Annotated in this window: 21 protein-coding genes; 10 read left to right on the top strand and 11 right to left on the bottom strand. The window is 70.8% G+C overall.

The features are described 5' to 3' along the window. Positions 1 to 150: 150 nt before the first annotated feature. Both RSA25_RS12425 and RSA25_RS12420 read right to left on the bottom strand, forming a co-directional pair. On the bottom strand, positions 151 to 2,784 hold the full coding sequence (locus RSA25_RS12425; RefSeq protein ID WP_332809174.1) for an excinuclease ABC subunit UvrA: 2,634 nt from the start codon (positions 2,782 to 2,784) through the stop codon (positions 151 to 153). Positions 2,785 to 2,852: 68 nt separating this feature from the next. Next, complete coding sequence (locus tag RSA25_RS12420; protein WP_332809173.1) at positions 2,853 to 5,417, bottom strand: methyl-accepting chemotaxis protein; 2,565 nt, start codon at positions 5,415 to 5,417, stop codon at positions 2,853 to 2,855. Between the two features lie 223 nt (positions 5,418 to 5,640). Between RSA25_RS12420 and RSA25_RS12415 the strand changes: the two genes are divergently transcribed. Both RSA25_RS12415 and RSA25_RS12410 read left to right on the top strand, forming a co-directional pair. Beyond that, on the top strand, positions 5,641 to 6,462 hold the full coding sequence (locus tag RSA25_RS12415) for an arylamine N-acetyltransferase (protein WP_332809172.1): 822 nt from the start codon (positions 5,641 to 5,643) through the stop codon (positions 6,460 to 6,462). 117 nt (positions 6,463 to 6,579) lie between these two features. Then, positions 6,580 to 8,646 (top strand): TonB-dependent receptor, encoded by a 2,067-nt coding sequence (locus RSA25_RS12410; RefSeq protein ID WP_332809171.1) that lies wholly within the window; start codon positions 6,580 to 6,582, stop codon positions 8,644 to 8,646. Positions 8,647 to 8,671: 25 nt separating this feature from the next. Here RSA25_RS12410 and RSA25_RS12405 read toward each other — a convergent pair whose 3' ends face one another. After that, a complete protein-coding gene (locus RSA25_RS12405; RefSeq protein ID WP_332809170.1) occupies positions 8,672 to 9,274 on the bottom strand; it encodes a M23 family metallopeptidase in 603 nt (200 codons plus the stop codon). Positions 9,275 to 9,430: 156 nt separating this feature from the next. Between RSA25_RS12405 and RSA25_RS12400 the strand changes: the two genes are divergently transcribed. Then, a complete protein-coding gene (locus RSA25_RS12400) occupies positions 9,431 to 9,580 on the top strand; it encodes a hypothetical protein (protein ID WP_332809169.1) in 150 nt (49 codons plus the stop codon). Positions 9,581 to 9,610: 30 nt separating this feature from the next. Here RSA25_RS12400 and RSA25_RS12395 read toward each other — a convergent pair whose 3' ends face one another. Together RSA25_RS12395 and RSA25_RS12390 are read right to left on the bottom strand one after the other, a co-directional pair. Further along, on the bottom strand, positions 9,611 to 10,252 hold the full coding sequence (locus RSA25_RS12395) for a response regulator transcription factor (protein WP_332809168.1): 642 nt from the start codon (positions 10,250 to 10,252) through the stop codon (positions 9,611 to 9,613). Next, a complete protein-coding gene (locus tag RSA25_RS12390) occupies positions 10,249 to 11,352 on the bottom strand; it encodes a histidine kinase (protein ID WP_332809167.1) in 1,104 nt (367 codons plus the stop codon). The genes RSA25_RS12395 and RSA25_RS12390 overlap by 4 nt, the downstream gene beginning before the upstream one ends. Positions 11,353 to 11,499: 147 nt before the next feature. Here RSA25_RS12390 and RSA25_RS12385 point away from each other — a divergent pair, with 147 nt between their 5' ends. Further along, positions 11,500 to 11,922 (top strand): DUF2141 domain-containing protein, encoded by a 423-nt coding sequence (locus RSA25_RS12385; RefSeq protein ID WP_332809166.1) that lies wholly within the window; start codon positions 11,500 to 11,502, stop codon positions 11,920 to 11,922. A gap of 43 nt (positions 11,923 to 11,965) precedes the next feature. Then, positions 11,966 to 13,489 carry a carotenoid oxygenase family protein gene (locus RSA25_RS12380; RefSeq protein WP_332809165.1) on the top strand — a complete coding sequence of 508 codons (1,524 nt, stop codon included), beginning with the start codon at positions 11,966 to 11,968 and terminating at the stop codon, positions 13,487 to 13,489. Positions 13,490 to 13,507: 18 nt separating this feature from the next. Here RSA25_RS12380 and RSA25_RS12375 read toward each other — a convergent pair whose 3' ends face one another. From RSA25_RS12375 to RSA25_RS12355, 5 genes are all read right to left on the bottom strand, one after another. Continuing rightward, positions 13,508 to 14,191 carry a hypothetical protein gene (locus RSA25_RS12375; RefSeq protein WP_332809164.1) on the bottom strand — a complete coding sequence of 228 codons (684 nt, stop codon included), beginning with the start codon at positions 14,189 to 14,191 and terminating at the stop codon, positions 13,508 to 13,510. A gap of 82 nt (positions 14,192 to 14,273) precedes the next feature. Further along, complete coding sequence (locus RSA25_RS12370) at positions 14,274 to 15,260, bottom strand: MDR family oxidoreductase (protein ID WP_332809163.1); 987 nt, start codon at positions 15,258 to 15,260, stop codon at positions 14,274 to 14,276. Between the two features lie 76 nt (positions 15,261 to 15,336). Further along, complete coding sequence (locus RSA25_RS12365) at positions 15,337 to 15,975, bottom strand: TetR family transcriptional regulator C-terminal domain-containing protein (RefSeq protein ID WP_332809162.1); 639 nt, start codon at positions 15,973 to 15,975, stop codon at positions 15,337 to 15,339. 60 nt (positions 15,976 to 16,035) lie between these two features. Continuing rightward, entirely contained in the window at positions 16,036 to 17,079 is a 1,044-nt protein-coding gene (locus RSA25_RS12360) for an aminotransferase class I/II-fold pyridoxal phosphate-dependent enzyme (protein WP_332809161.1), read from the bottom strand. Between the two features lie 190 nt (positions 17,080 to 17,269). Next, positions 17,270 to 18,097 carry a trypsin-like serine protease gene (locus tag RSA25_RS12355; protein ID WP_332809160.1) on the bottom strand — a complete coding sequence of 276 codons (828 nt, stop codon included), beginning with the start codon at positions 18,095 to 18,097 and terminating at the stop codon, positions 17,270 to 17,272. A 311-nt stretch (positions 18,098 to 18,408) separates the two neighbouring features. On the opposite strand from RSA25_RS12355, the gene RSA25_RS12350 reads away from it, so the two are divergent. Next, positions 18,409 to 18,909 (top strand): hypothetical protein, encoded by a 501-nt coding sequence (locus RSA25_RS12350; protein WP_332809159.1) that lies wholly within the window; start codon positions 18,409 to 18,411, stop codon positions 18,907 to 18,909. Between the two features lie 27 nt (positions 18,910 to 18,936). Here the strand turns inward: RSA25_RS12350 and RSA25_RS12345 are convergent, their stop codons facing one another. Beyond that, positions 18,937 to 20,889 (bottom strand): PEP/pyruvate-binding domain-containing protein, encoded by a 1,953-nt coding sequence (locus RSA25_RS12345; RefSeq protein WP_332809158.1) that lies wholly within the window; start codon positions 20,887 to 20,889, stop codon positions 18,937 to 18,939. Between the two features lie 240 nt (positions 20,890 to 21,129). Between RSA25_RS12345 and aroQ the strand changes: the two genes are divergently transcribed. From aroQ to accC, 4 genes are read left to right on the top strand one after another with little or no spacing between them, the layout of a single operon-like run. Continuing rightward, on the top strand, positions 21,130 to 21,579 hold the full coding sequence (gene aroQ / locus RSA25_RS12340; RefSeq protein WP_332809157.1) for a type II 3-dehydroquinate dehydratase: 450 nt from the start codon (positions 21,130 to 21,132) through the stop codon (positions 21,577 to 21,579). Then, entirely contained in the window at positions 21,579 to 22,001 is a 423-nt protein-coding gene (locus RSA25_RS12335) for a lysozyme inhibitor LprI family protein (RefSeq protein WP_332809156.1), read from the top strand. Before aroQ ends, RSA25_RS12335 begins: the two co-directional genes overlap by 1 nt. A 54-nt stretch (positions 22,002 to 22,055) precedes the next feature. Continuing rightward, positions 22,056 to 22,541, top strand: coding sequence for an acetyl-CoA carboxylase biotin carboxyl carrier protein (gene accB / locus RSA25_RS12330; RefSeq protein ID WP_332809155.1), 486 nt, complete (start codon positions 22,056 to 22,058; stop codon positions 22,539 to 22,541). Between the two features lie 10 nt (positions 22,542 to 22,551). Continuing rightward, positions 22,552 to 23,919, top strand: a complete 1,368-nt coding sequence (gene accC / locus RSA25_RS12325) for an acetyl-CoA carboxylase biotin carboxylase subunit (RefSeq protein ID WP_332809154.1) — start codon at positions 22,552 to 22,554, stop codon at positions 23,917 to 23,919. Positions 23,920 to 24,094: the final 175 nt, after the last annotated feature.

Here is a 24,094-nt window from a genome sequence, read left to right as displayed (position 1 = left end):
AGCGGGACTTGCAGCGTGTCCCGCACCCCCGCCCGTACCCGCCCCAAGTGACAAGGCAACGCACTCGCCTGCCTCTGCAAAGCCTCGCCCCGCAGGTGGAAAAGGAACCTGAGAAAGCAGCGACAAGGCTGCTGCGTGCGGATGCGTGGCTCAGCTGAACCAGTGCCGCAGGAAGGGCGCGGTCGCACTGCCGGCTGTGGCGCTTACCTGCGCGGGCGTGCCGGCGGCCACCACGGTGCCGCCTTCCTCGCCCGCGCCCGGACCGACGTCGATCACCCAGTCCGCATCGGCGACCACGCGCAGGTCGTGTTCCACCACCACCACCGTGTTGCCCGCATCCACCAGCCCGTGCAGCTGCTGCATGAGCTTGTCCACGTCGGCCGGGTGCAGCCCGGTGGTGGGTTCATCAAGCACGTACAGGCTGCTGCCGTGCTGGCTGCGCTGCAGCTCGGTGGCCAGCTTGATGCGCTGCGCCTCGCCGCCGGACAGCTCCGTGGCCGGCTGGCCCAGCCGCAGGTAGCCCAGCCCGATGTCATGCAGCAGCTGCAGCGGTCGCTGTACCGGCGCCTGCTCGGCAAAGAACGTGAGCGCCTCCTCCACGGTCATCGCCAGCACCTCGGCAACGGTGCGGCCCTGCCACGTCACCTCCAGCGTCTTGGCGTTGTAACGCTGCCCATGGCAGGTGGGGCACGGCGCGTACACGCTGGGCATGAACAACAGTTCCACGTGCACGAAGCCCTCGCCTTCGCAGGTTTCGCAGCGGCCCTGGGCCACGTTGAACGAAAAACGCCCCGCCGCGTAGCGGCGCGACTTCGCCAGCGGCGTGCCGGCAAACAGCTTGCGCACGTGGTCGAACAGGCCGGTGTAGGTGGCCAGGTTGGAGCGCGGCGTGCGCCCGATTGGCTTCTGGTCCACGTTGACCAGCCGCTTGATCGCCGCGACGTCGCCCAGCAGCCGGCCGCGCGTGCGTTCCAGGCGGTCGGGCACCGGCAGTTCGCTGTCGCCTTCTTCGGCCACCACCTCGTGGCCGAGGTGTTCACCGACCAGCTCGACCAGGGCCTGGCTGACCAGGCTGGACTTGCCCGAGCCGGACACTCCGGTGACGGCGGTAAAGGCGCCCAGCGGAAAGCGCGCGTCCAGCCCGTGCAGGTTGTTGCGGTGGATGCCGCGCAGCTGCAGCCACGCGGTGGGCGTGCGCGGGGTGCGGCGCGCGCCGGTGCCGTCCTCGAACAGATACGGCGCGGTCAGCGACGCCTTGACCGTGCGCAGGCCGGCCGGCGGGCCGCTGTAGAGCACCTGCCCGCCGTGCTGGCCGGCGCCGGGGCCCACGTCCACCAGCCAGTCGGCGCGACGCAGCATCGCCAGGTCGTGCTCGACCACGAACAAGGTATTGCCGCCGGCCTTGAGCTGGTCCAGCGCGCGGTACAGGGCCTGGCCATCGGCCGGGTGCAGGCCGGCGGTGGGTTCGTCGAGCACGTACACCACGCCGAACAGGCTGGAGCGGATCTGCGTGGCCAGGCGCAGCCGCTGCAGTTCGCCGGGCGACAGCGTGGGCGTGGCGCGATCCATCGAGAGGTAACCCAGGCCCAGCTCCTGCAGGGTGCCGATGCGCGCCACCAGGTCGTGCGCGATGCGCTGGGCGGCGATGCGTTTTTCTTCGGACAGGTCCGGGGTGCGGCGTACATCGCTGCCGCCCACGTGGGCCGGGCCGCCGGCCGCGGCGCGTGCCTTGAGCGCCTTCTGCCCGGCCGCGCGGCTGCGGGTGCCGCGCGCGGCGGGCGCCTCGAAGCGGCCCTCGGCCGCCGGGCGCAGCACCTCGGCCATGGCGCTGAGCGAGAGCTGGGACAGCGCGCCGATATCCAGCCCGGCGAAGGTCACCGACAGCGCTTCGCGCTTGAGCCGCTTGCCCGCGCACACCGGGCAGGCGGTGCCGACCATGAAGCGCGCCACGCGCTTTTTCATCATCGCGCTCTGCGTGGTGGCGAAGGTGTGCAGCACATAGCGACGCGCACCGCTGAAGGTGCCCATGTAACTGGGCTCTTCCTTGCGGCGCACCGCGGCGCGGGTTTCGGCCGGGGTGAAGCCGGCATACACCGGGGCCACCGGCTGCTCGTCGGTGAACAGGATCCAGTCGCGCTGCTTCTTCGGCAGCTCGCGCCAGGGGATGTCCACGTTGTAGCCGAGGGTGACCAGGATGTCGCGCTGGTTCTGGCCGTGCCAGGCCGGCGGCCAGGCGGCGATGGCGCGCTCGCGGATGCTCAGCGACGGGTCGGGCACCATCGACTGCTCGGTCACGTCGTACACGTGGCCCAGCCCGTGGCAGTGCGGGCAGGCGCCCTGCGGGGTGTTGGGCGAGAAGTCCTCGGCAAACAGCATCGGTTGCCGCGCCGGGTAGGTGCCGGCGCGCGAGTACAGCATGCGCAGCAGGCTGGACAGGGTGGTGACGCTGCCCACGCTGGAGCGCACGCTGGCGGTGCCGCGCTGCTGTTGCAGGGCCACCGCCGGCGGCAGGCCGTCGATGGCATCCACGTCGGGCACGCCCACCTGGTCGATCAACCGGCGCGCGTAGGGCGACAGCGATTCGAGATAGCGCCGCTGCGCTTCGGCGTACAGGGTGCCGAAGGCCAGCGACGATTTGCCCGAGCCGGAGATGCCGCAGAACACCACCAGCGCATCGCGCGGGATGTCCACGTCGACATCCTTGAGGTTGTGTTCGCGGGCACCACGGACGCGCACGAAGGCGGCGGTGGTGGGAGCAGGGGAACGCTTGCGGGGAGGACTCATGCACGCAGGATAGTGAGCGGCCCCGCAAGCGGCCAGTGAAAGGACAGTGCAGGTGGCGTCGGCGTGGCCTACACCGCCGCCAGCCGCGGCGGCGCGCGCACCACGGCCGGGGTCAGCACGAAGGCGGCCACCGCATCGGACAGCACGCCGGCCTGGCGCGCCATCGCGTGGGCCGAGGCCGAGGCCTCCTCCACCAGCGCCGCGTTCTGCTGGGTGCTGCCATCCATGGCCAGCAGCGTCTGCCCGACCTGCTCGATACCGGCGCTCTGCTGCTGGGAGGCGGCCGAGATGCTGGCCATGATCGCGCTGACCTGCTGCACGCTGCCCAGAATCTGGCCCATCGTGGCGCCGGCTTCATCCACCTGCCGGGTGCCGGTGGCCACCGTCGCCACCGAAGCCTCGACCAGGCCCTTGATCTGCCGCGCGGCATCGGCGCTGCGCTGGGCCAGCAGGCGCACCTCGCCGGCCACCACCGCGAAGCTGCGGCCCTGCTCGCCGGCGCGGGCGGCCTCCACCGCCGCGTTCAGCGCCAGGATGTTGGTCTGGAACGCGATCCCGTCGATGATGCTGGTGATGTCGGCGATGCGGTGGGCGGCCTGTGCGATCTCGCCCATGCGCGCGGTGACCTGCGCCACCGACGCACCGCCCTGCTGGGCGATCCCGGTGGCCTGCAGGGCCAGCTGGTTGGCCTGCTGGGCCGCCTCGGCGTTCTGCCGCACGGTGGCGGTGAGTTCCTCCATCGACGAGGCGGTTTCTTCCAGGTGTGCGGCCTGGCGCTCGGTGCGCCCGGCCAGGTCCTGGTTGCCGGCCACGATCTCGCCCGCGGCGCCGTTGATGGCCTGCGAGGCCTGCTGGATGCGCGCGACGATATCGGTGAGCTGCTGCACGGTGGCATTGGCGTCATCGCGCATCTGCGCGAACACCCCGTCGAACTGGCCCTGCATGCGCGCGCGCAGGTCGCCGTGGGCGAGCGCGGAGAGCAGCACCTGCAACCCGGACAGGTTGCCCTGGAAGGTGTCCAGCAGGCCGTTGATGCTCACCGCCAGGGTCAGCACGAAGCCCTGCTTGCCGGCCAGGTCGATACGGCCGTGCAGCTGGCCGTGCGCGGCGGCATCGACCAGCGCGGCCAGTTCGGTTTCCACCGTGGTTTCCAGCGCGCGGCTGCGCCATTCCACCGCGGCGCCCAGGCAATGCCCCTGGTCGATGATGGGGGTGATGACCAGCTGGTAGCGGGTGCCGGCATGTTCGATCTCGTGGCTGGCCGCTGCCGGCGCCTGCGTGGACAGCGACAGCCCGGCGAAGGCCGGGTGCAGGGCCATCGCGGGCTGCCCGCGCCAATCGCTTTCATTGGCCTGCAGCTCGCCCAGCAGCGCGCGGTTGAGCAGGCTGATGCGGCCCTCCGGGTCGATCACCATGATGCCGGTCTGCGCGCTGTCCAGCGCCTGCCGCGCCCGGGCGTTGTCGCGTGCGCTGGCCCGCTCGGCCTCGATCCGTTCGCGCAGCCGCTGCTGCATGTGCACCAGGCGCTGCGCCAGCTGGCCGATCTCGTCGTGCGGGTTGTGCACGGTCAGCACGCTGTCCAGCCGGTCCTCGGCGATGTCTTCGGCAAAGCGCAGGGTATCGGCGATCGGGCGTCGCACCGCGCGCAGCACCAGCACCAGGCTGGTGATCAACACCACCGCCACCAGCGCCAGGGTGGCGCCGAACAGCAGCGTCATCGCCCGTGACTGGCCATGCTGGCGCGTGCGGGCGGCATCCAGCGCCTGTGCCTGCACGAGTTCCAGCCGTTGCAGGGCGGGGCTGATCTGGTCGGCGGTATCGGCCAGCGACTGCGCCTCCACGTCCAGCCCGATGCGCGCGGCGGTATAGGCCAGCAGCGCGCCCTGGTAGGCGTCCATGCCCTCGCGCAGCGCGTCCTGGGTGGCCACCGGCAGGCCGGCGACCGACAACGCCAGCTCGAAGGGCAGCTTGGCCTCGCTGGCACGGTCGGTGTGGGCGGCATCGCCGGTGAGCAGCAGCAGTGCCTCGTGGCGGCGCATGGCCTGCCACTGCGCCGCCAGCGCGGCCGGCGCCGCTTCGCCAAGCTGGGCGTCCACGGCAGCCGCCTGCGCCTCCAGCTGCGCGCGCAACCCTCCCTCGCCGCGCCCCATCTCATCGGCGCGCGCATTGAGCGCGGTGATGCCGTCGGCAAATGCGCCGGTACGCTCGGCCAGGGTGCGCAGCGCGCTGGCGCTGCCGGTGTCGTGCGGCGTACGCTGCAGGCGTGCCAGCGACTGCTGCAGGGTGTCCTGCGCCTGGCGCAGCGCGGCGCGGTCGGCATCATCGAAACTCACCGCATAGCGGGTCTGCAGGCGGCGCGCCTCGGCCACCTGGGTGGCCAGCGCGGAGGCCAGCGCCGCGTCCTGCTGGTGGGCGGCGAAGGTGGCCGCGGCGCGGCTGGCGTTGTGGCCAGTCCAGGCATACACACCGGCGATGACCAGCAGGCCGGCGCCGCACACCGCCAGCGCCGCCTTGATCCTGGCGGCCACGCTCAACCGGCGCAGGCCGGTGGCGGTGGCGGCAAGCGATCGCCAGGCGGGACGCCAGCGCGGGCGGACGGGTGCGGACAACGGGCGGTGGGGGACGACCGACATGGGCGACTCCAGGCAAGGGGACGCATCGATATCGGCGGCTGATGAAGGAACTTTAGACCCGAGTTGAACACCGCCATCGCAGGCGGCCCTGCGGGTCTGTTGTAGCCGGCACAGGCGACGACAAGATGACCGTCGGCGGACAGCGGCCCTGCTTGCTGCCCGGCTTGACCTCAACCACGGTTGAGCTGCCAGAGTGCCTGCACCTCCCCCGTGACCCCTTCCAATGGATGCGCCCACCCTTGATGCCTACCTGGCCCGGCTCGGCCTGCATACGCAGCCCGCGCCCGGCCTGGCAACGCTGGCGCTGCTGCAGGCGCGGCACAACGCCATCTTCCCGTTCGAGACCCTGAGCACGCTGCTGCGCGACGCGGTGGCCATCGACCTGCCCAGCGTGCAGCACAAGCTGCTGCGGGAAGGCCGCGGCGGCTACTGCTATGAACTCAACGGGCTGTTCCTGGCGCTGCTGCAGCAGCTGGGCTTCGACGCGCGCGCGCTCGCCGCCCGGGTGGTGATGGGACAGACCGATCCTTCGCCCGGCGCGCGCACGCACATGCTGGTGATGGTGCGCATCGACGCGGTGGACTACATCGCCGACGTGGGCTTTGGCGGCAACACCCCGACCGGCCCACTGCGCCTGGACCATCGGTTCGCCCAGGCCACCCCGCATGGCTACTACCGGCTGGACAGGCACGGGCAGGACTACCTGCTGCAGGTGGAGGTCGACGGGCAATGGCGGCCGCTGTACCGCTTCGACCTGCAGGTGCAGGCGCCGATCGACCACGTGGTGGGCAACTGGTATGTGTGCACGCACCCGCACTCGACCTTCCCCGGCCAGTTGCGGGTGGCGCTGGCCGGGCCGGGCTGGCGGCGCACGCTGGGCGGCGGCGTTTACACGGTGCACCGCCCCGGCCAGCCCAGCGAGCGGCGGCCGCTGGCCGATGTGGACGCGGTGCTGCAGGTGCTGGACGAGGCTTTCGGGATCACCCCGCCGGCACACCCGCGGCTGCGTGAGGCGATCGCGGCCTGGCTGCGCGGCGCGGCGTAGGGGCCGGATGCGCGCGAAGGGTGCGCGTAGCGTGCCGAGCGCGGATTGCAATGTTATATCTTTTCACTATCATCGGCGACGCACCCGCGCCCTCCCCCTTTGAAGACGTCCCCGCCGATGAAGTCCCCCGCCCTCGCCTCCGCCTTGATCGCGGCGTTGTTCGCCCCTGACGCCACCGCGGCGACGGAGCCCGACACCGACGCGGAGGCCACCGTCACCCTGGGCCGGGTGGAGGCCCGTGGGCGTGCCAGCAGCGGCCCGCTGGCCGCGCGCCAGGTGCTGACCTCGGTGGATGTGATGGGCGCGGGGGAGATTGCCGGGAAGAACGTGATGAACAGCTGGGAGCTGCTGGGGCAGATGCCGGGCATGCAGCTCACCGAGACCCGCCAGGGCGCCGAGTCGGGCAAGGCCACCTTCCGCGCGTTCAACGGCGAGGGCTACATCAACGGCATCAAGATCCTGATCGATGGCATCCCCAGCAACGTCAACAGCGGCAACCAACGCTTCATGGACATGCTGTTCCCGCTGGACATCGACTACATCGAGGTGGTGCGCGGCACCAACGACCCGCGCTACGGCCTGCACAGCATCGGCGGCAACATCAATTTCAGCACGCGCCAGGGCGGCAACTACAGCCACGCCCGGCTGGCCGTGGGCAGCTTCGCCACGCGCGAGCTGCAATGGGTGCACGGCCACCAGGCCGACGGCATCGCGCAGAACTACGTGGCCGCCTACCAGGCTGCCGACGGCTATCGCGAGCACGACCGGTCGCGCAAGTATTCGCTGGGCGGCAAGTGGTTCGTGGACGATGAGGACGCCGGCCTCAAGGCCGGGCTGGTCGCGCGGGTGTACCACCACCAGGCCGACGAGCCCGGCTTCCTCACCGCCGCCGAGCTGGCAGGCGCACGCCGTGCCTCGCCGGCGAAGAATGCCAACGATGGCGACGTGCGCGACATGCGCCACCTGGGCACCCACCTGGACCTGCGCCTGAGCGACCGCCTGCAGTTGAGCAGCAAGCTGTATTACAACCGCTACGAGGATGACCGGCAGGTCACCTTCACCGACTACGTGCCCGGCAACGCGCCGCGCCAGCGCCGGCAGTGGGACGAGGCACAGACCGGCCTGCTGGCCACGCTCACCTGGCGCGCCAATGATCGCCTCACCCTGGCCGGCGGGGTCAACACCGAACAGCAGGACAACGCCTACCGGCGCCTGCGCCATGCCTACGCGCTGCCCACCGATTTCGATGCCACGCCGGCGCGCGTGCAGAACGACGACCGCTACCGGCTGGACAACGTGGGCGGCTACCTGCAGGCGGTGATCCAGCCGACCGAGGCGTTGAAGATCGTGCCGGCCTTCCGCGTGGACCGGTTCTCCGGCGACACCCACCTGCCCGGCAACGTGCGCGCGCCGCTGCAGCGTTACGGCTGGATCGAGCAGCCCAAGCTGAGCGTGATGTACGCGCTGGGCCAGGCGGTCAACGTCTACGCCAACTGGGGCCGCACCTTCCAGGTGCTGACCGGCTCCACCGCACCGGCCTACCTCACCGCCGGCCAGGCCGCGTTCCGGCCCTCGATCAACACCGGCAAGGAGCTGGGCATCACCTTCCGGCCGATCGAAGGCACCGAAGCACGCCTGGCGGCGTGGCAACAGGACGCCACCGATGAGGTGGCCAACATGCCCGCCACCGGCACCACGGTGGGGCTTGGCCAGACCCGCCGGCGCGGGCTGGACCTGCAGGTCAACACGCGCCTGGGGCCGCACTGGACCGTGTGGGCGTCCCACGCCCTGCAGCAGGCCAAGGTGGTGAGCGCGTTCACCGCCGACGGGCGCTCGCTGGCCGGCAACGACGTGCTCGCCACGCCGCGTTACATCAGCAACGTGGGCGCCGACTACCGGCCGGATGCGCCCTGGCACGTGGGCGTGCAGGGCCGCATGCAGGGCGACTACTTCATCGAGGAGACCAACCAGCAGGGCCGCTACGGCGGCTTTGCGGTGCTCGACGCGAGTGCGGGTTACGACCTCAACGAGCGGGTGTCGCTGGAACTGCAGGTAAAGAACCTCACCGGCCGTTCGTATGCCTACGCCTGGTACGACAACTTCTTCTGGGGCGGCAACGACCAGCCGATGTTCTCGCCGGCACCCGGTCGCAGCGTGTTCCTGGCCGTGACCATGACGCTGTAAACCGCGGAGGGGCCGGGCCGCGCGCTCACCGGGCCGGTGGGGTGCGGCCGGCCAGCGCGGGCGGCCAGGCGCGCAGCAGCGGCAACGGATCGTAGGCACCGTCGGCGCCATAGATGCCCCAGTGCAGGTGCGGCGGCGTGCCCTTGGCATTGCCGCTGTCGCCCACGTAACCCAGCACCGTGCCGGCCGCCACCACCTCCCCGCGGGCCAGGCCCTCGCGCCAGCCTTCCAGGTGGGCGTAGTAGTAGCGCTCGCGCGCCGGGCCCAGCACCCAGACCTGGCGGCCCCCCAGCCCGCTGTCGCGGATCGCCACCACGATCCCGTCGCTGGCACTGTGCACGGGGGTGCCGCGTGCGGCGAAGATATCGATGCCGGCATGGGTGCGGTCGCGCCCGCGTGGCGCACCGAAGGTGTCGGCGATGCGCCGGGCCGACACCCCGGCCACCGGGACCGGCAGCGCGCGGGGCGGCGGCAGCCGCGCCAACGTCCACATTGCCCGCGGCGTGTCTGCCCAGCGGCTGTTCCAGAGCATGCCCACGCCCAGCACGGCGGCCGCCAGCCACAGCATGCCCAGCAGGCGTCGCGCCGGTGAAGGCGGCGGTGGGGTGGAGCGCGTATCGGCGACCATCGAAACTCCCGTCCTGCGCTGCGCGATGCAGCCGGTAGGTCATCAGCCTACAAAGCGCATGTGGGGCGGGCATGAAGTCACGCCGCCGGCGGGATGGACGGCGGCTTCACGGCGGTTCTGCTGAACTGACGCTGTCGCCCGGAACATCGACACGCCATGAACACCGCATTCAAGATCTTCCTGCTGGTCGGGGCCCTGCTGTACGGGCTGCCGGGCCTGGTGTGGTGGGTGAACCACCGACGTGCCATCCGTGCGCGGCAGGACCTGTCCGCGCTGCGGACCAGGCAGACCACGCCGGGCGCCTGAGTCGCGCGGCGGCGGCCGCCCACTGGCGCGTCAGATCACCCGCAGCGTGATCGCCTTGAGCACCGCGCGGGTGCGGTCGCGCGTCCCCAGCTTGTCCAGGATGGTGGACACGTAGTTCTTCACCGTGCCTTCGGCCAGGAACAGGCTGCGCGCGATTTCCTTGTTGGAATAGCCGCCGGCCAGCAGCCGCAGGATCGCCACTTCCTTGTCGCCGAAGGTATCGCTGGGCGGCGCCTGGTCATGGAAGCGGTAGCGCGCGCGCACCGGGTCGGTGCTGACCGGCAGCAGCAGCGTATCGCCGGCGGCCACGCGCCGGATCGCCTCGTGCAGGTCTTCGGGCGCGGCGTCCTTGAGCATGAAGCCCTGCGCACCGGCCTCGCTGGCGCGCAGCAGCAGGTCGCTGTCATCGAAGGTGGTCAGCAGCAGCCACGGCGTGCGGTCGCCGCGCGCGCGCAGCTGCTGCAGCGCCTGGATGCCATCCACGCCGGGCATGCGGATGTCGCTCAGCACCACGTCCACCGGCTGGGTCAGCAGGCCCGCCAACAGCGCCTGGCCGTCCTCGGCCTCCAGCACCACGGCCACGCCCAGGCCCTGCAGCAGTGCGCGCAGGCCGGCACGGACCAGCGCCTGGTCATCGGCCAGCGCCACCCGCAGGGTCGGTGCGGCGCTCATGCCGGCACCCGCACGGTGAGGTGCATGCCGCCGCGATCGGTACGCGCCACCTCCAGCTGGCCCTGCAGCGCCGCCAGGCGTTCGCGCATGCCGGTGATGCCGTTGCCTTCGCGGATGCGTTCGGCGCGCTGGCCGTCGTCGCGGATGTCGATGCGCACGCAGTGGTCTTCCTTGTCGATGTCCAGCCAGACCGTGTCGGCATCGCCATGGCGGGCCGCGTTGGTCAGTGCTTCCTGGGTGAGCCGCAGCAGCGCGTCGGCCACCAGCGGGTTGGTGATGCGTACCTGTTCGGCGATGCGCAGGCGCAGCCCCGGGCGCGGGAACGGCGCGGCCAGGGCCTGCAGCGCGGTGGCCAGGTCCAGGCCGCGGTCATCGCGCATGGACTGCACCACCTTGCGGATGTCGCCCAGCAGCTCGGCCGACAGCCGCTCGGCCAGCTGCAGGGGCTCGCGCCCGGCCAGCGCCGGATCGCTGGCCAGCGCGCGCAGGTTCAGCCGCATCGCGGTGAGCGTGTGCCCGGCCACGTCGTGCAGCTCGCGGGCCAGGCGCAGCCGCTCGGCATCGCGCGCACTGTCGGCCAGCAGCGCGCGGGTGGCCAGGAGGTCGGCGTTGACCCGGCTCAGCGCATCGCGCGCCTGCTCGGCGCTGCGTGCATAGTGGGCGGTCAGCGCGGCGAACGCCTGGAACCCGGCGTAGATCGCCACGATCAGGAACGGCGCGTTGAAGCCGCTCTGGCGCAGCAGCAGGTACAGGCTCACGTTGAGGGCCACCGCCGTGGCCAGCACCGCGCGCGGCGACCAGTGCTCGGCCAGGTGCGCCACCAGCACCACCAGCAGCACCGGCATGGTGCCCACGCGCGGCTCCAGCCACGCCAGCCACAGCGCGATGCCCATCTGCAGCACATCGCTGGCCAGCCGCAGCGGCGAGCGCGCCGGCAGGTGGTCGTAGGCGAGGAAGACCGCCATGAACGTTCCCAGCAGGCCCCAGCGCAGTGCGCCGCCGGCATCGGTGGGCACGCCCAGCGACAGGCCTACCGCGGCGATGGTGAGCAGGCCGGCCAGGCTCAGTGGGCTGATGAGGGTGCGCAGGAAGGTGGGCATGGCGGCATGCTGCCCGCGCAGCGACCCGCCCGGCAATGGGGCCGGCGCAGAAAGTGACTTCCGGCACTGCGGATCGATGACCACTGGGCATGGGCGCGCCGCACGCCGATGGACAGACTGGCACCACACCCACCCTGGAGCCACGCCATGATCCGCAACGCCCTGTTCTGCCTTCCCTTCGCCGGCCTGCTGCTGGCCGCCTCGGCCTCGGCCGGCGACCTGCAGGTGGACCTGGACGGCATCCGCGTGCAGACCGGCAGCGTGCGCCTGGCGCTGGTGGACAGCAGCGCCGGCTGGGACGGCAAGGCCGCGCCGGTGCAGGCCCAGGCGCTGGTGCCCACGGCCGATCAGGCCCACGTGGTGTTCAAGGACGTGGCCGCCGGCGACTACGCGGTGCTGGTCACCCACGACGAGAACGGCAACGGCAAGCTGGACACCAACCTGGTCGGGATGCCGGTGGAAGGCTACGGCTTCAGCAACAACCCGCAGGTGATGCGCAAGCCCACCTTCGACGAAGCACGCGTGCACGTGCCGGCCGACGGCGCGGCCATCCGCATCGCGCTGCGCTGAGCCGGCCTCCGCCCTTCCCCCCCCATCCAACCCCGAGGCCCGCATGGATCGCCGCTGTTTCCTCCGCTCGCTGCTGTCCGCCACCACCACCGCCATGATCGGGGCCACCGCGCTGCGCAGCCTGCCGGCCCACGCCGGCGATGCCGCCCGGTTCGCCAGCGCCCGCGCCGAGCACCCGTGGCTGACCGGCTGGCGCAGCGTGACCACCGAAACGCTCGGCCCGGCCACGGTGCCGCTGCAGGGCCGCCTGCCCGCCGGGCTGGCCGGCACGCTGTACCGCAACGGCCCGGCCTGGACCGAGCGCAACGGCTTCCGCTACGACCACTGGTTCGATGGCGATGGCATGGTCCACGGCTGGCACTTCAACGGCGATGGCACCCTCACCCATCGCGCGCGCATGGTGGCCACGCCCAAGTTCACCCGCGAGCAGAAGGCCGGGCGCTTCCTGTACCCGGCCGCCGGCACCGCGGTCCCGGACGTGCAGCCAGTGCGCAACAACGATGATGCCAACGCGGCCAACACCTCGGTGATCACCCTCAATGGGCGCCTGTTCGCGCTGTGCGAGGCCGGCTCGGCGTTCGAGCTGACGCCGGACGAACTGACCACGCTGGGGCCGACCACCTGGCGCCCGGACCTGGCCAGCCTGCCGTTCTCGGCGCACCCGCTGGTGGACCACGACGGCACCGTGTGGAACTTCGGCTCGCTGGCGATGCTGGGCGGCACCGGCCTGCTGGTCTGGAAGATCGGCGCGGACGGGCAGCTGCGCTCGGCCAGCGTGCTGGAGACACCGACCCTCGGCTACCTGCATGCCTTCGCGATGACCGCCACGCACCTGGTCTTCATGCTGATGCCCTTCGACTACAGGGAAGGCGGTGGCCCGTTCTTCGAGCGGCTGCGCTTCACCCCGGACCGCCCGTGCCGGATTGCCGTGGTGCCCAAGGCCGCGCCGGACACCGCCCAGTGGTTCGAGGCCGACTTCACCGCCGCCTACCATTTCGGCGATGCGTACCAGCGCAACGGCCGCATCGTGGTGCGCACCGTGCGCCACGACGACATCAACGAAGCCCGCTCGCCGATGCAGGCGGCGATGGCCGGCGATGCCGCGCACGCGGCCAATTCCAACGCCTCGCTGCGCGAGCTGCACCTGGACCTGCGCAGCGGCGAGGCGCACTGGGAAGACACCGGCATCACCGGCATCGAGTTCCCGCTGTTCGACACGCGCAGCGCCGGCAACCAGGGCGCACGCCTGTACGCACCGGCGATGCAGGGCGACACCACCGCCCCCTATTTCAACGCCGTGGCCGCCTACGACGTGGCGCGCGGCCGCCGCGTCGTGCATCGCTACGGCCGCGACATCCTCGCCGAGGAACACGTGTTCGTGCCGCGCCCGGGCAGCCGCAACGCCGACGACGGCTGGCTGGTGGGCACCCTGCTGGATGCGGCCAACCAGCGCAGCGGCATCGCCGTGCTCGATGCCCGCCACGTCGACGCCGGCCCGGTGGCACAGGCCTGGTTGCCGTATGCGGTGCCGCTGGGCTTCCACGGCACGTTCGCGGCGCGGGCGTGAGGGGGCGCCGCCGGTGGCCTACTCGGGCGCGAAGGACAGCGAGCGACGCACCTGCAGCGGGGTGGTCAGCCGCGCCGGATCGGGCGGAAACAGGCTGATGTACCCGGCGGCGATGGCGCGCTCGCGCAGACGCTCGCCTACCCCCTCGGCACTGACCACCTGCACGTGCGTCACCCGGCCCTGCGCATCCACGTCCATCTGCCATTCCACCCGCCCCACCCATTGCTCGGCGGGGATGCCGGCATCGTAGTTGGGCCGTCCGTATACATAGGCAATGCCGGGTTCGCGCAGGTACGGCGACGCTTCGATCCGGCGGTCCACGCGGATCATCGCCTCGGCCTGGCGGCCATCGCCCAACGCCACGCCCACCCGCCACAGGCCCGGCGCGCCCCCGTGCCCGAGGTCGGCAGGAAAACAGCGCTTGCGTCCGCGGTAGTCGGCAAACACATGGCGCGACATCGGGGCACCCGTGGCATCGGCAATGTCCAGGGTCAGCCCGCCCACGTCCTTGTCGCGCGCCTCGGCGGCCACGCAGATCTGGTGCGCGAAGGCGCCCTCGGTGACGAACTGACGGGTCTGCTGCCGCGCCAAGGCACCGGCCGGCGGACTGGCCCACAGGAACTCGATGTAAAGCGCGTCCGCCTCGGCGGCACTGACCGCCAGCGGCACCCACAGCAACAGCCCCACCCACGCATGCGCCATCCCCACACCTCCCTGTCGTGATTGCATTCGCTGCATGGTCGGCAGGCAGGGCGTGCGGTGCAAGCCCTGCCTGCCCGGCCGGTCAGCGATTGACGTCCACCACCAGGCGACCGCGCACGCCGCCGTCCATCAGCCGGGACGCGCCGTCGATGGCATCGCCCAGGGCGATCTCATGGGTGATCCGATCCAGCTGGTCCAGGTCCAGGTCCGTGGCCAGGCGTGCCCAGGCCGACACGCGTTCGGCCTTCGGGCGGGTGACGCTGTTGATGCCCAGCAGGCTCACCCCGCGCAGGATGAAGGGCGCCACCGTGGCGGGGAAATCCATGCCCTGGGCCAGCCCGCAGGCGGCCACCGCGCCATCGGCCTTGAGGCCGGCGCAGACGTTGGCCAACGTGTGGCTGCCCACCGAATCGATGGCCGCCGCCCAGCGCTCGGCCTGCAACGGCTTGCCCGGGCTGGACAGCGCGGCGCGGTCGATCACCTCGGCCGCGCCCAGCGCCTGCAGGTACGCCGCCTCCTGCGGGCGCCCGGTGGAAGCCACCACCCGATAGCCCTGCCGGGCCAGCAGCGCGATCGCCACGCTGCCGACCCCGCCGTTGGCACCGGTCACCAGCACCTCGCCATCGGCGGGGGTGAGGCCGTGCCGCTCCAGCGCCTGCAGGCACAACATCGCGGTGTAGCCGGCCGTGCCCAGCGCCATCGCCTGGCGCGCGGAGAGCCCCGCCGGCAGCGGGACCAGCCAGTCGCCGTCGACGCGGGCGCGCTGGGCCAAGCCGCCCCAATGCCGCTCGCCCACGCCCCAGCCATTGAGCAGCACCGCATCGCCCGGCTGGTAGGCCGGGTCGCTGGAGGCCAGCACGGTGCCGGCCAGGTCGATGCCGGGCACCATCGGGAACTGGCGCACCACCGCCCCGCCCTTGCCGGTGATGGCCATCGCATCCTTGTAATTGAGCGTGCTGTATTCCACCGCCACGGTGACGTTGCCGGCCGGCAAGGCGTCCTCGTCCAGTGCGGCCAATCGTGCCTGCTGGCCCTGTTCGTTCTTCTCGATGTATACGGCGTTGAACATTGCAGTCTCCGTGGTGCGGGGGAAAAGGGCCGGCCATGCATTTAGACCGACCGTCTATAAATGGGCAAAAAAGGGGTCAGCGCGGCAGCCCTGCCAGGAAGCACGCGAGGAACACGGCCAGTGGTTCGCCGCTGCGCTCCAGCCGGGCCCGCAGCACCGCCCCTTCCCAGCCCATCCAGAAATAGCGCGCCAACGTGGCGCAGTCCGCGTCGGCGCGCAGCTGGCCGGCGGCCTGGGCATCGTGCAGGCACTGCTGCAGCCGCTGCTCCCAGCCGTGGAAGGCCTCCACCAGCGGGGCGCGGTACAGCGCCGGCAAGGTCACCACCTCCTGCCCCAGGTTGCCCACCAGGCAGCCGCGCGCATAGGCGAAGCGCGCCAGCCCGGCGGCGGCGTCGTCCACGAACTGCGCGATGCGCGCCAGCGGGTCGCACGTGGTGTCCTGCAGGTGGCGCTCGAGCTTGCGGCAGAAGTAGGCGTCGTAGGCGGCCAGCACTTCCAGGCCGAAGGCTTCCTTGCTGGCGAAGTAGTGATAGAACGAGCCCTTGGGCACGCCCAGCCCGCGCAGCAGCGCATCGAGGCCGGTCGCCGCGAAGCCGCGCTCGGTAAGCAGCGCCATGCCCGCCTGCAGCAGCGCCCGGCGGGTGTCGTCGAAGCTGCGCTCGGCCTTGGGCGGGCGGCCGCGTCGGCGCGGGGCGGTGGCGAGGGAAGCGTCCAAGCCTGGCATATTAGACCGATTGGCTAGTAATTCAAGGCGCCCGTGCCGAGGGCGCTCCGTTCAGGGCATCGCCGCGCGCAGCTCGGCCAGGAACGCGTCCACGTTGGCCTCCGTGGTGGCCCAGGACGTCACCAGCCGCACCAGCGAATGGCCGGCGTCGGCCGGTTCCCACACGTAGAAGGCAAAGCGCGCCTGCACCGCCGCCGCCACGGCGTCGGGCAGGATGGCGAAGACCTGGTTGGTCTGCGTCGCCGTGGCCAGCCGGCCGCCGGCGGCGACGATGCCCGCCCCCAGCCGCGCGGCCATGGCGTTGGCATGTACGGCCAACGTGGTGAACAACTTCTCCGGGCCGAACAGCGCCTGGAACTGGATGCCCAGCAGCCGGCCCTTGGCCAGCATGCCGCCACGCTGCTTGAGGTGGAAGCCGAAGTCCGGCACCAGCGCCGGGTTGGCGATCACGATCGCCTCGCCCAGCAGGGCACCCACCTTGGTGCCGCCGATCCAGAACAGGTCCACCAGCGAGGCGATGTCGGCCAGGGTCATGTCGTTGCGCTGCGAGGCCAGCGCCGCACCCAGCCGCGCGCCATCCATGAACACCAGCAACCCGTGCTGGCGGGCCAGTGCGGAGATCGCCCGCAGTTCGGCCAGCGTGTAGACCGTGCCCGATTCGGTGGCGTTGGAGAGGTAGATCAGCTTCGGCCGCGCCATGTGCGGGAAGTGCGCGTTGGCCGCCAGCGCCTTGGCGATGTTGTCCGGGGTGATCTTGCCGTCCTCGGCCGGCACGGTGATCAGCTTGTGCCCGGTGGCTTCGATCGCCCCGGCCTCGCGCGTGACGATATGCCCGGCGGCCACGCTGATCACCGCCTCGTGCGGGCGCAGGCAACTGGCGATACACACGACGTTGGCCATCGTGCCGCTGGCCACGAAGTGCACGGCCCCGGCAAAGCCCGGCCCCAGCTGCGCGGTGATGTGCGCGGCCGCCTCGGTGCTGTAGGCATCGGCCCCGTAAGCGGTCTGCTGGACCAGGTTGGTGGCGGCCAGCTGCTGCAGGATCTGCGGGTGCGCGCCTTCGCTGTAGTCGTCGAGGAAACTGAATTCGGTCATGGGATCCGGCGGGTCAGGCGGGTCAGGCGCTGCGCGTGGGCAGCGGGACGAAGGGATGCCGGCGCGAAGGCGGCCGGGAACGGTACCCACGATAACGCTGCCAGGCACGGAAGCCGAGCGACGGTCATGCAGGTGGACCGCACCGTGCGGGTAACGCCGCGGCGCCTCCCTGCGGCGCGCGTATCGGCCATCACCCGGCCGCAGGCTCCTCGCCGGCCATCACCGCGTCGATCCAGTCGGCGTAGTGGCTCAGGCGCACGTTGCACGCCACTTCGCCATAGCGGCCATACCGGGCGGTGATCACATTGCCCTGCACCACTTTCCACGACGCAACGCCGGCCAGTTGCCACTGGTCCTGCGCCTGCACCAGCACCGGTCCGCCGCTGTCGCCGTTGCCCAGCGTGCCTTCCAGCGCCACGGCGGCAGGCGGTGCGTCGAAGCGGTAACAGAACCACCGTCCGTACGCACTGGTGACCTGGTTGTACGCGCGCCGCAGCGCGGTGCGATGCGGCCCGGCCGGATCGTAGCCGGCCACGCCTTGCCCGGTGGCGCCCTTGCCGAGGAGCTGCACCGTCTCGCCGGCGCGCACGCTGTCGCCGCGCCGTTCGGCGGGCGTCACGTCGGTGACCGGCTGGGCCAGCTGGATCAACGCGATGTCATCGCTGTCGGCCAGGTAGGCCACGATCAACATCGCCTCGCCACTGGCCATGGCCTGCTCGATCAACAGCGGCGGCAAGGGGCGGTAGCCGGCATGGACCACCACGCGCTCCACCGGCCGTGGCGTGCCCAGCAGCGTGACCTGCTTCAGTTCGCCATGCAGCGGAATCGTGTGCGCGGCGGTGACCACCCATTGCGGGGCGATCAACACGCCGTGGCCCTCGCCGGGCATGTCCACCAGGGCCGGGAACGTGCTGGCCGGCACCCGGTACGCGGCATCGTCGAGATCGGCGCGGATCACGATCGCACTGGCGGTGGATGACAGCATCAGGCACAGCGCGAGCAGCAACGGTCGACGCATCAAGGACCACCTGGCAGGGGCAAGGAGTGGATGCGCCAGAAAAATGTAGCGGGCCGGCGCGTGCCGCCGATCATGCCATAGCCGCCAGCGCACCCACGGCATCGACGGCTGGGTGCCGTTTGCCTGCACAGGCGGCGTTGCTGCGACGCTGCGTCTGCGCACCGCCACGCATCGGTGCGCAGCCCGCGCTGCGCGGTCCGTCGCACCGCGATGGTTGCTTGGTGCGCTGCGACGCGCATCGTAGACTTGCGGCGCCAGGGCGTAGCCAACGCGTCAGCTGGCCAACCCTACCGCTCAACTGGAATGGAATGATGCCCACACCTTCAAGGATGTCCTCCCCGCGCCGCGCGCGATGCAATGCACTGGCCGCGCTGCTGCTGGGCACGCTGGCCGCACCGGCCGCACATGCACTGGACGCGGCGCAGTGGAAAGCGGTGGCGCCCGCGCTGCAGGCCGCCCTCGAATGCCGTACCAAGCCGGACATGACCACCGCCGCCTGGCAGGCACTGCCGCATGACGGCACCGGTGGCGTCGGCCCGTTCACCCCGCCCGCGCCGTTCACCGTGTTCGGCCTGCCGGTGCGCCAGGTGACGCTCTTCATCGACACCAGTGGTGAACTGGGCGAAAGCTACAGCGCCGATGTGGATGCCAGCATGGCGGCCGTGCGCAAGGCGGCCAAGCTCAACGCGGCCGGCGGTCGCACCACGACGATGGGCGAGCTGATGCTGGCCGAGGGCGACGGCCGCCAGCTGACCTGCACCATCGCCGGCAGCTACGACGAGAGCGACTACCAGGAGCCGGAAGGCCTCTGATGCGCCAAGGGGGCGGTGCCGCTACGACTACCGCCCCTTGCCTTCCACGTAGGGCCGCGACTGCAGGATCAGCACCTCATCGCCCACCACGGCCCACTCGATATCCTGGTCCACGCCGCCCAGCGCCTGCTTGATCGTCACGCCCACCTTGGCCAGCCGCGCGATGCGGGCATCGGTCAGCACCTGGCGTGAGCCGGTGATGGGCACTTCGCGCACGCCGCCGCCGGCACTGGCCACCAGCTGGGTGTCTTCGGCCGAGTGGCTGAGCACCTGCACCGCCTTGGACCACGAGGAATACATCACCTGCTCGGCCTGGCGCTTGCCCTCCACCACGCGGATGCCCAGCCCGCGCTTGGCCGAGAGGTAGGTGACATGCCGGCGGGCGGCATCGAACGGATCGCGGGTGATCATCACCCCGGCGCTGTCCGACGGCGCGGCGCGCTGCACCAGTACCGCCATGGCCACCGCATCCTGGCCCAGCCCGGCCGCCGCGCGCGCTTCGTAGGCTTCGAAGTTGAACACCGAGGCCCACACCGTCTGCACCGCCTTGGCCAGGGCATCGCCGCGGGTCACGTTGGGCACGGTGGTGTACAGGCCGGCACCGCTGAAACCGGGCAGGTCCTCGGAGTTGGACGAACTGCGCACGAACACGCCGGCGCCCTCCAGCTGCCCCTGCCACTGCGCCTCCAGCGCCTGGCGGAAAGCCGGGTCCGGCGCGGCATCGGCGATCTCCGCGCGCAGCGTGGCCAGCGCCGCGCGGCGCACCTCCGGATCGCGGTCGAAGCCGGGGCGACGCTGCAGCGTGGCCAGCCGCTGCGGCACCTGCAGCCGCGTCATCATCGCCTGGTAGTGCGAGAACGGAATGCAGAAGCCGTCCGGCACGCGCGCGGCCGGCGGCAGCGCCACCTTCAACGTGCCCAGGTTGGCGGCCTTCACTCCGCAGTGGCGGCTGTCGCGCGCGCGCAGCGCCGCCAGGGGCTTCAGCGCGGTCACCGACAGATCCGGGCGCGGCAGGGCGCCCGCCACTGGCCGTGGCGGCGGGGTGGCCGCGCCGCTGGCCGGCGTGCGCGGCGGGCCGGCCAGCGGCGTGACGGTGTAGTTGTTGTGGGTGACCTCCAGCGCCACCCAGCGGCCGTCGTACGCGCGCAGGGCGGTCTGCGCATCGCGCAGGTAGACGTTGGGAATGCCCCAGCCCTTGGCCAGCAGGTTCACGTGCGACAGCAGCGTGGACGGGCGCTGGGTCACCAGCCCGGCCACCGGGGCCAGCGCGATGGGCACCTCGTCCAGCACGGGGATGTCGCGCGGGGTGAGCGTGCGCAGCTGCGCGGCCGAGCGCACGATCCGCAGCCGTCCTTCGGCGCGCCCGGTATTGAGCGGCAGGAAGCGCTGCTCGCGCAGCAGCGCTTCCTGGGTGACGAAGGGCAGCCCGGTGGCGCGGGCCACCTGCTCGTGCTGGGTGGAGTTGGTCTTGAAGCGGATCGCCGGGCCGAAGGAGGCATGCACCACCTGGTCGGTCTGCCGCAGCAGCGCCGCGGTGAGCTGGTCGCCCTCCCAGAATTCGTAGGTATAACCGGGCAGGTCGCGCTGCCAGCTCACGGTGCCGAACAGGAACCGCCGCTGCGGGTCGCGGTACTGCGCATTGAGCGTGGCCTTGTCCATGCCGGGCAGCAACCGCTGGCGGCGGACGAACTGCTCATGCAGCGCAAATCGGGGCGTGTTGATGTAGTAGATGCGCGCGTCGTTGCGACGGTCGATCACGAAGATCAGGTGCGGCATCTCCAGCGGCGTGCCGGCGTTGTAGACCCGGGCAAGCTGCATGAACTGCGCGCGGTCGTCGATGCGCGGCAACGCGTCCGGCCCGGTCGCCGGCGGCGCGGGGTCGGCCCCGGCACCGGGGCGCGCGTCGTAGCCCGAGGGCTTGCGCGCGGTCTGGGCCAGGGTGGCGGCCGAGCACGCCAGCAGCAGGGCGAGGAGGAGCACCCGCGTAGACAGCGACGGTGAGCGGAAGGGGGGCGTACGGGCTCGATCCATGATGCCGGCGCGGGAAGGGGGACGGTGGATGATAAGGCAGCGCGTGCCTTGCCGATCCGGCCGACACCGCCCTGCCACAGCGATCCGCGCCAAGATTCAAACGAACGCTTGAAACACGCGTAACTTCGCCGAACTGGACACCATCCACCGCTTCCGCCAGACTTCGCCCTTTCCCGCTTCGTGGCCCCCATGGCGAAACTGCTGGTCCTGCATGGTCCCAACCTCAACCTGCTCGGTACGCGCGAGCCGGGGGTCTATGGGCACACCACGCTGGCGCAGATCGACCAGGCCCTGCTGGCCCAGGCGCAGGCCGCCGGGCACGCCCTGGACAGCCTGCAATCCAACGCCGAGCACATCCTGGTGGATCGGGTGCAGGCCGCCCGTGAAGACGGCACCGCCTTCATCCTGATCAATCCGGCCGCCTTCACCCACACCTCGGTGGCCCTGCGCGATGCGCTGGCCGCGGTGGCGGTGCCGTTCATCGAGATCCACCTGTCCAACCCGCATGCACGCGAGCCGTTCCGCCAGCACAGCTATTTCAGCGACAAGGCGGTCGGGGTGATCTGCGGCTTCGGCGCGGACAGCTATCGCTACGCGATGGACGCGGCGCTGGGCCGGCTGCAGGGCGTCGGCGCCTGATGACCCGCTGGCACGCCCTCGCCTGCCTCGTGCTGTCCGCCGGCCTGTGTGCCCGCGCGGCCGCGGCCGACCGCGCGGACGAGGGCATCGACTGCGCCCACCCGACCACCACGATGGAGCACGACCTGTGCGCCTCCGACGTGGCCGCCGCGGCCGATGTCGAGCTCAACGCGGTGTATGCGCAGGCGCGGCGGCAGCTGCGCAGCCCGGCCAATGGCGGCCAGTGCGGCTGGTGCGGCGATGCCGAACAGCAGCTGGTGCTGGCCCAGCGCGCCTGGATGCAGCTGCGCGACCACGACTGCAACGCGGTGTACGCCCTCAACTCCGATGGCTCGGCCCGCAATGGCGCGCAGATGCGCTGCCTGACCACGCTGGCGCGTGACCGCACCCGCCAGCTGCGTGACTTCTACGACTTGCTTTGACCCGAGCGCGCTGCGCTTCCCACCACACTGACACCACGAGCTAAAGAGGCCTCTATGGATCTCCGCAAAATCAAGAAGCTGATCGACCTGCTGGAAGAGTCGAACCTGGCTGAAATCGAAATCAAGGAAGGCGAAGAGTCGGTGCGCCTGTCGCGTGCCCCGGTCTCCGGCTACGGCATGATGCAGGCCCCGCAGGTGATGATGGCCCCGGCCCCGGCCCAGCCGTCCGCGCCGGCGATGCCGATGCAGTCGCCCACCGAAGCCTCCACCGGCGGCACCGCCAAGCCGGGCAATGCGCTGCCGGAAGGCCACGTGCTGCGCGCGCCGATGGTCGGCACCTTCTATTCGTCGTCCTCGCCGGACAAGCCGGCCTTCGTGTCGGTGGGCCAGGCGGTCAAGGCCGGCGAGACGCTGGCGATCATCGAAGCGATGAAGATGTTCAACCCGATCGAAGCCGATGTCTCCGGCACCATCGTCGCCATCCTGGGCGAAAACGGCCAGCCGGTCGAATTCGACCAGCCGCTGTTCGTGATCGGCTAAGGACTCGTCCATGCTCGACAAAGTCGTTATTGCCAACCGAGGGGAGATCGCGCTGCGCATCCTGCGCGCGTGCCACACCCTGGGCATCCGCACGGTGGCCGTGCATTCCACGGTCGACCGCAACCTCAAGCACGTGGCGATGGCCGACGAGTCGGTCTGCATCGGCCCGGCACCGTCGTCTGAGAGCTACCTCAACATCCCGGCGCTGATCGCGGCGGCGGAAGTGACCGACGCGCAGGCGATCCATCCCGGTTACGGTTTCCTGTCGGAGAACGCCGACTTTGCCGAGCGCGTGGAAGAGTCCGGTTTCATCTTCATCGGGCCCAAGGCCGACACCATCCGTCTGATGGGCGACAAGGTGGAGGCGATCCGCGCGATGAAGGCCGCCGGCGTGCCGTGCGTGCCCGGCTCGGGCGGCCCGCTCACCGACGATATCGTGGCCAACACGAAGATCGCACGTGAGATCGGCTACCCGGTGATCATCAAGGCCTCCGGTGGCGGTGGCGGCCGCGGCATGCGCGTGGTGCATGCCGAGGCATCGTTGAAGGCGGCGATCGAGACGACCAAGTCCGAAGCGAAGGCGGCCTTCAGCAACGACCAGGTGTACATGGAGAAGTTCCTGGAAAATCCGCGCCACGTGGAGATCCAGGTGCTGGCCGACGGCCAGGGCAATGCGATCCACCTGGGTGAGCGCGACTGCTCGATGCAGCGCCGGCACCAGAAGGTGGTGGAAGAAGCGCCGGCGCCGGGGATCACCGAGGAGATGCGCGAGCAGATCGGCAAGGTGTGCGTGGAAGCGTGCATCCGGATCGGCTATCGCGGCGCGGGTACGTTCGAGTTCCTGTTCGAGGACGGGCGCTTCTACTTCATCGAGATGAACACCCGCGTGCAGGTGGAGCATCCGGTGACGGAGATGGTGACCGGGATCGATCTGGTGTGCGAGCAGCTGCGTATTGCGGCCGGGCAGAAGCTGACGATCAAGCAGAGCGACGTGGTGCTGACCGGGCACGCGATCGAGTGCCGGATCAACGCGGAAGATGCGGAGACGTTCGTGCCGAGTCCGGGCCAGATCACGGCGTTCCATCCGCCGGGCGGTCCGGGGGTGCGGGTGGATACGCACATCTACAGCGGTTACCGGGTGCCGCCGAATTACGACTCGATGGTGGGCAAGCTGATCGTGCACGGGCCGGACCGCGAGACGGCGATTGCGCGGATGCGCGTTGCGTTGAGCGAGATGGTGGTGGACGGGATCAAGACGAACGTGGCCCTGCAGCAGCGGATCATGCGCGACAAGGGCTTCCAGGCGGGTGGGCAGAACATCCACTACCTGGAGAAGCGCTTGGCCGAGCGCAAGAACAAGTCGATTGCGTTGACCTGATCGGTTTTTTCCTGGTTCTGCAGCTGAAAGGCGGGGGATTTTCCTCCGCCTTTTTGTTTGGGCGTTTGTTTGGGGGGGTTCTGGATTGCTGTGGGGACGTGCGTGCGAGTGCTGGCTTGGTCGCGCGGGGTGGGGGTGTGCGGGTTCGCGGGACACGCTGCAAGTACGTCCCTGT

Source organism: Stenotrophomonas sp. (assembly GCF_036662295.1).
Classification (GTDB): Bacteria; Pseudomonadota; Gammaproteobacteria; order Xanthomonadales; family Xanthomonadaceae; genus Stenotrophomonas.
This window is presented reverse-complemented; position numbering and strand designations above follow the sequence as displayed.

Excerpts from the sequence above, each read along its gene's own strand:
- RSA25_RS12420 (WP_332809173.1), bottom strand. The coding sequence starts at position 5,417 with ATGTCGGTCGTCCCCCACCGCCCGTTGTCCGCACCCGTCCGCCCGCGC.
- accC (WP_332809154.1), top strand. The coding sequence starts at position 22,552 with ATGCTCGACAAAGTCGTTATTGCCAACCGAGGGGAGATCGCGCTGCGC.
- aroQ (WP_332809157.1), top strand. The coding sequence starts at position 21,130 with ATGGCGAAACTGCTGGTCCTGCATGGTCCCAACCTCAACCTGCTCGGT.
- RSA25_RS12390 (WP_332809167.1), bottom strand. The coding sequence starts at position 11,352 with ATGCCCACCTTCCTGCGCACCCTCATCAGCCCACTGAGCCTGGCCGGC.
- RSA25_RS12370 (WP_332809163.1), bottom strand. The coding sequence starts at position 15,260 with ATGTTCAACGCCGTATACATCGAGAAGAACGAACAGGGCCAGCAGGCA.
- RSA25_RS12395 (WP_332809168.1), bottom strand. The coding sequence starts at position 10,252 with ATGAGCGCCGCACCGACCCTGCGGGTGGCGCTGGCCGATGACCAGGCG.
- RSA25_RS12410 (WP_332809171.1), top strand. The coding sequence starts at position 6,580 with ATGAAGTCCCCCGCCCTCGCCTCCGCCTTGATCGCGGCGTTGTTCGCC.
- RSA25_RS12380 (WP_332809165.1), top strand. The coding sequence starts at position 11,966 with ATGGATCGCCGCTGTTTCCTCCGCTCGCTGCTGTCCGCCACCACCACC.
- RSA25_RS12425 (WP_332809174.1), bottom strand. The coding sequence starts at position 2,784 with ATGAGTCCTCCCCGCAAGCGTTCCCCTGCTCCCACCACCGCCGCCTTC.
- RSA25_RS12400 (WP_332809169.1), top strand. The coding sequence starts at position 9,431 with ATGAACACCGCATTCAAGATCTTCCTGCTGGTCGGGGCCCTGCTGTAC.
- RSA25_RS12415 (WP_332809172.1), top strand. The coding sequence starts at position 5,641 with ATGGATGCGCCCACCCTTGATGCCTACCTGGCCCGGCTCGGCCTGCAT.
- RSA25_RS12375 (WP_332809164.1), bottom strand. The coding sequence starts at position 14,191 with ATGGCGCATGCGTGGGTGGGGCTGTTGCTGTGGGTGCCGCTGGCGGTC.
- RSA25_RS12360 (WP_332809161.1), bottom strand. The coding sequence starts at position 17,079 with ATGACCGAATTCAGTTTCCTCGACGACTACAGCGAAGGCGCGCACCCG.
- RSA25_RS12355 (WP_332809160.1), bottom strand. The coding sequence starts at position 18,097 with ATGCGTCGACCGTTGCTGCTCGCGCTGTGCCTGATGCTGTCATCCACC.
- RSA25_RS12335 (WP_332809156.1), top strand. The coding sequence starts at position 21,579 with ATGACCCGCTGGCACGCCCTCGCCTGCCTCGTGCTGTCCGCCGGCCTG.
- accB (WP_332809155.1), top strand. The coding sequence starts at position 22,056 with ATGGATCTCCGCAAAATCAAGAAGCTGATCGACCTGCTGGAAGAGTCG.
- RSA25_RS12350 (WP_332809159.1), top strand. The coding sequence starts at position 18,409 with ATGCCCACACCTTCAAGGATGTCCTCCCCGCGCCGCGCGCGATGCAAT.
- RSA25_RS12405 (WP_332809170.1), bottom strand. The coding sequence starts at position 9,274 with ATGGTCGCCGATACGCGCTCCACCCCACCGCCGCCTTCACCGGCGCGA.
- RSA25_RS12385 (WP_332809166.1), top strand. The coding sequence starts at position 11,500 with ATGATCCGCAACGCCCTGTTCTGCCTTCCCTTCGCCGGCCTGCTGCTG.